The sequence below is a fragment of the Shewanella sp. 10N.286.45.A1 genome (assembly GCF_041470405.1).
Lineage (GTDB): Bacteria > Pseudomonadota > Gammaproteobacteria > Enterobacterales > Shewanellaceae > Shewanella.
Genome location: NZ_JBFRMK010000323.1, coordinates 1 through 4,063 on the forward strand (window position 1 = coordinate 1; position 4,063 = coordinate 4,063).

The window sequence follows — 4,063 nt, forward strand, 5'->3', positions numbered from 1 at the left end:
CGAGCTGCAATGGATTCGACCTATTTGGAAAAACTAATAAATGCTTGAAAAACATTCACGCTCTTACCCTGGTTTCTTTACTGTAACAAGCACTTCTGTAGCTATTGCACATACTTAGCCGCTTATCTAGATGTAGTGGCAGTAAACAAGTAAAACGGAGATAGTACATATGTACTATTATCTTGTGATTTTGTCAGTCTAAATATTGATATTTTTTTCTGGTGTTGGCGAAGTACCGTTGAATGGCCTAAACATTAAGTTAGCATCCGCTGGAAAGAAATAGTGGTGCTAATATTTTTCAGAGAAACAAAAGGATATCTCTTATGAAATTTAAATTAAATACGTTACTAATTGGTCTTTCTACAGTGCTTTTATCTAGCTCAGCAATGGCTACAAGTAGTGACGTTGCTTTGGATGCAACTGGTGAGATTTTGGAATCTTCTTGTGATGTTGAGATTCAAGATACAACTGGAACAGCTATTACCTCATTAGCGGTTGGTGGTATTAGTGAAGCGCAAGTATTCTCTACAGCGCTCAGTAATGTATCATTCGCGGTAGGTGTGACCACCGATTTTCAGTTAGCTTTTAGTAATTGTGTAAATACAGCTGAGATTGATATCTCTTTTACCTTAGGTACTCAAACGGGTACGGCTGTAGGTGTAGACCTTGTGTTACTTGAGTCATCTGCTGAGGCCGATAGTAACGCTCTTGCAAACTTTGATTTATCTGGAGCGAACTCAGGGGTTAAAACGTTTGGTGTAGGTTATAAGAAAACAGCTGCTACAAATGACTTAGTAGAAATTGGTACAGCAGCAAGAACTATTAGCTTCACAGCAGAGTACCTCTAATATAATATGACAAAAAAAAGAATAAGAAAGGCCATTTATTTATTTTGGCCTATCATTCTTTCTTATGTAACTATGTCTGCTAGCGTTTACGCCAGCGGATATAGTTTTTTAAACCCCAAGAAAGATATGAGAAAGGTTGTTTTTTTTTCTGATTATTTAAAAGGTGAAGGGGAGGGGGTTATTTATGTTCGCTCAAGTTTTTTTAAATCTAATATAAATGTTGAGTATTACATTAAAAATAATGAAAGAGTTTTTTGTGTCCCTTCAGATTTCTTTGAAAATATAAAAAAAATTAACGTTGAAGACTACTTAGATGAAAGTGGTGGTTGTGTAGAATTCCCTTCCAAGAAACATCGATGGGCATATGAATATAATCCGGTGTATCGATATTTAGATATTTATATTCCTGATGAGTTATTGTTGTCGGCAGCGGATAAAATAAGCGACTCTAACTACGGGGATAATGTGACCTTCTTAAAGTATAATGCTACTTTTGATAAGGAGAGTGGTGAGGATTTTGACTCTGATTTACTTTTTAAAGTTGGTGCAAATTTAAATGGATATAAATTTAGAGTCAAAGGGGATACCAAGACTGACCGGAAAATAATATATGCTAAAGTGCGGGGGGATTTAGATGATATTAATTCCTATGTTGAAGCTGGTTATGACTACATTTATAATGATGTTGTTAACGATTCTTTCTATGGTATATCGCTTAAGAATAATGGTTATTTCTCCTCTGATATAGTCAGTGATAGTAATGGTTACATCACTGGGTTCACTTCTGTTGATTCTAATGTGAATATTTATGCTGGAGATGAGTTGGTAAAGAAAACTCGTGTTTTAGCTGGGACATATAAGATACTAAAGCCTAATACATCATCTGGAGAGGATTTAAGGGTCGAATTGGAGGGGGATGATGGTAGTAAAGATACGCGATACGTTAATAGCGGTATGGCGGTTTCTCGAGGTAATAACTATTCCGTTACAACAGGTTTATTCAAAAGAACAGAAAAACTCTTTGTGAATTATGAACATTCATTAATGTTTGATGAATCAAAAAGCATTTATTTTCAGGGGATGTACTCTGAAGGCTATAGCAATCTAAAGTTATCCCCTAGGTTTAATTATAATGATTTCAGCTTTGATTTTTCCCACTCCCATGTATTAAGTGAAGATGGTGACTATGGTGTTTCCCGTGCTAATTTTAATTTGTTTAATTGGGAGGGGTATAATGGAGGGGTTAATTGGTTTGCGGTTCTGTACAGCGATAATAAGAGTCGAGGGGAAAGAGAAAGAAGCAATTACTATTTAGCCAAAAAGATTGGCCAGATGGGAAGTGTAAGAATAGACTATACCGATGAGGTAATATATAAAGGTAAAGATAAATACAAAAAATCATATGGAATTTCTTATTCTAATAGCAGTCTATTTGCTGGCAAGGTCACCTTTTCAGCAGGAGTTAGGTTTAACTCTGAAACAGATTACTATTTGTCTCTAACTGTACCTTTAGGTCGAGGAAGGGCACAATCAGATGTTGGTTATGTAGATCGTGAAGCACGATTTAGAGGATCTTATTTTAGCAATTTGGGTGACGGTGGTGTTAATGCTGGTGTAGAGTTTACAGAAGGTGATTTCAATTATGGAAGGAGTGTCGGGTTTTATCAAAATAGTGATAAAGTCAATTATTATGCTAGGTATAATAAAAATGGTAGTAAGTATAAGTATTCTGCAGGGGGCAGTGGAATAATATATTTGGATGGAGATGATTTTTACCTTAATGCTAACGAGGTTAATTCAGGCTATATATATGTAGGTGGTGAAAACAAAGTTGTTGGTGGGGTGAAGGTTGGTGAGGATGGTTACGTTATTAACTCTGTCCCTTCTTTTAGTAACAAGGTTATTCAAATAAACGATGATAGTGTATTATATCGTTCAGGAAGCAAGAAGGAGATTAAATTAAGGGATGGCGAGTTGGAATTTATTTATGGGGGTGATGATAAATATTATAATTATGTATTTATCGCTGTTGATTATTCGGGTAATCCAATGGAGAAAGGTTTGAGTGTCTACTCTGTTAAGGGCGTGAAGGTGTCATCAGTTAAATCTGGTGGAATTGTTAGTTTCTCGAGTCTTAATGAGAGAGAGCGGCTAATAATTGGTGACGACTTATGCGAAATAGATGATGTTTCTCCTGTTGGTATTGATTCTATTTCATCTATTATTTCTGTTAAGTGTTCATTGAAGGAGGCTCCATGAAGACTGATATCTATGTTTTATTTTTTCTATCTTTCTTGTTCTTAGTGTTTGAATCTAAAGCTGTAACTATATCTCCTCCACGAGCACACTTTGATGAAGGTGAAAGAGTAAAAGTTATTAAAGTTAATAACAATTCAAAATCTGAAGTGGCTATTTATGTGGATATTAACAGAGATAAAGTTGACTCAGATATATACTTGACATCAAGTGCTGATGAGGTATTGATTCCGCCAGGAGGAAGTGAGTCTATAAAATTAGTATTGGTTGGTGACGGAGGAAAAGAAAAGGAAGCACTTTTTTACGTGTCAATTGTAGAGCTAATTAGAGATGTCGAACATGAAGGAAGCTCCGTAAATCTTTCCTTTGAAAATACTTTAAAAGCTATTTATACTCCAAAAGGCTTAGGTGAATCTAAGCTCGAAATAAATGGGAGTAAATTCGTGAATACTGGCCCAAGATACATACAGCTTTTGTCATTAGTTTGCGAAGGAAAAGATGATGTTAGGAACATTACTTTATTTGAACCTTTTAGTGAATCGATTATAAATGAAGACTGCACGGTTGTAGGCTATAAAGAATTAAGATATGGAAAAACGGTGATAGTTTTATTTTGATTTTTAGTAGCCGTTTTGATTAGTTGGGGTAGTGTTCAAGGTTCTGTGTCATTTCAGTTGAATATCCAAAACAGGAGTGACACATGACCCAGCCATTTAATTTTGATCAAGCTATTAAAGCCTCGATTCTCATAATAACCAACACACTTGGAATGGACAGGAGAGCCAGCTACTCGTAGACTGAAGTTCTCACACAAACAACCAGGTGCTCCATAATGAAGCAATACAAACAGCTGACTCTTAAGGAACGATACCAGATAGAGACGCTTCTGAACATGGGATTTACAGCAAGAAAGATAGCGATAAAGCTCACCCGTTCAAATAGTAAGCGTCCGGTAAACC

Annotated in this window: 4 protein-coding genes; all 4 read left to right on the forward strand. The window is 35.8% G+C overall.

The features are described 5' to 3' along the window. Positions 1–323 precede the first annotated feature (323 nt). Positions 324–848 (forward strand): fimbrial protein, encoded by a 525-nt coding sequence (locus AB4238_RS20305; RefSeq protein WP_372035214.1) that lies wholly within the window; start codon positions 324–326, stop codon positions 846–848. 6 nt (positions 849–854) lie between these two features. Further along, positions 855–3,107: a hypothetical protein gene (locus AB4238_RS20310; protein WP_372035216.1), complete on the forward strand. Its 2,253-nt coding sequence runs from the start codon at positions 855–857 to the stop codon at positions 3,105–3,107. Beyond that, complete coding sequence (locus AB4238_RS20315) at positions 3,104–3,721, forward strand: molecular chaperone (RefSeq protein WP_372035218.1); 618 nt, start codon at positions 3,104–3,106, stop codon at positions 3,719–3,721. The genes AB4238_RS20310 and AB4238_RS20315 overlap by 4 nt, the downstream gene beginning before the upstream one ends. Positions 3,722–3,936: 215 nt before the next feature. Continuing rightward, positions 3,937–4,063 (forward strand): helix-turn-helix domain-containing protein (locus AB4238_RS20320; protein WP_372035220.1); only part of this gene is annotated, 127 nt, incomplete at its 3' end.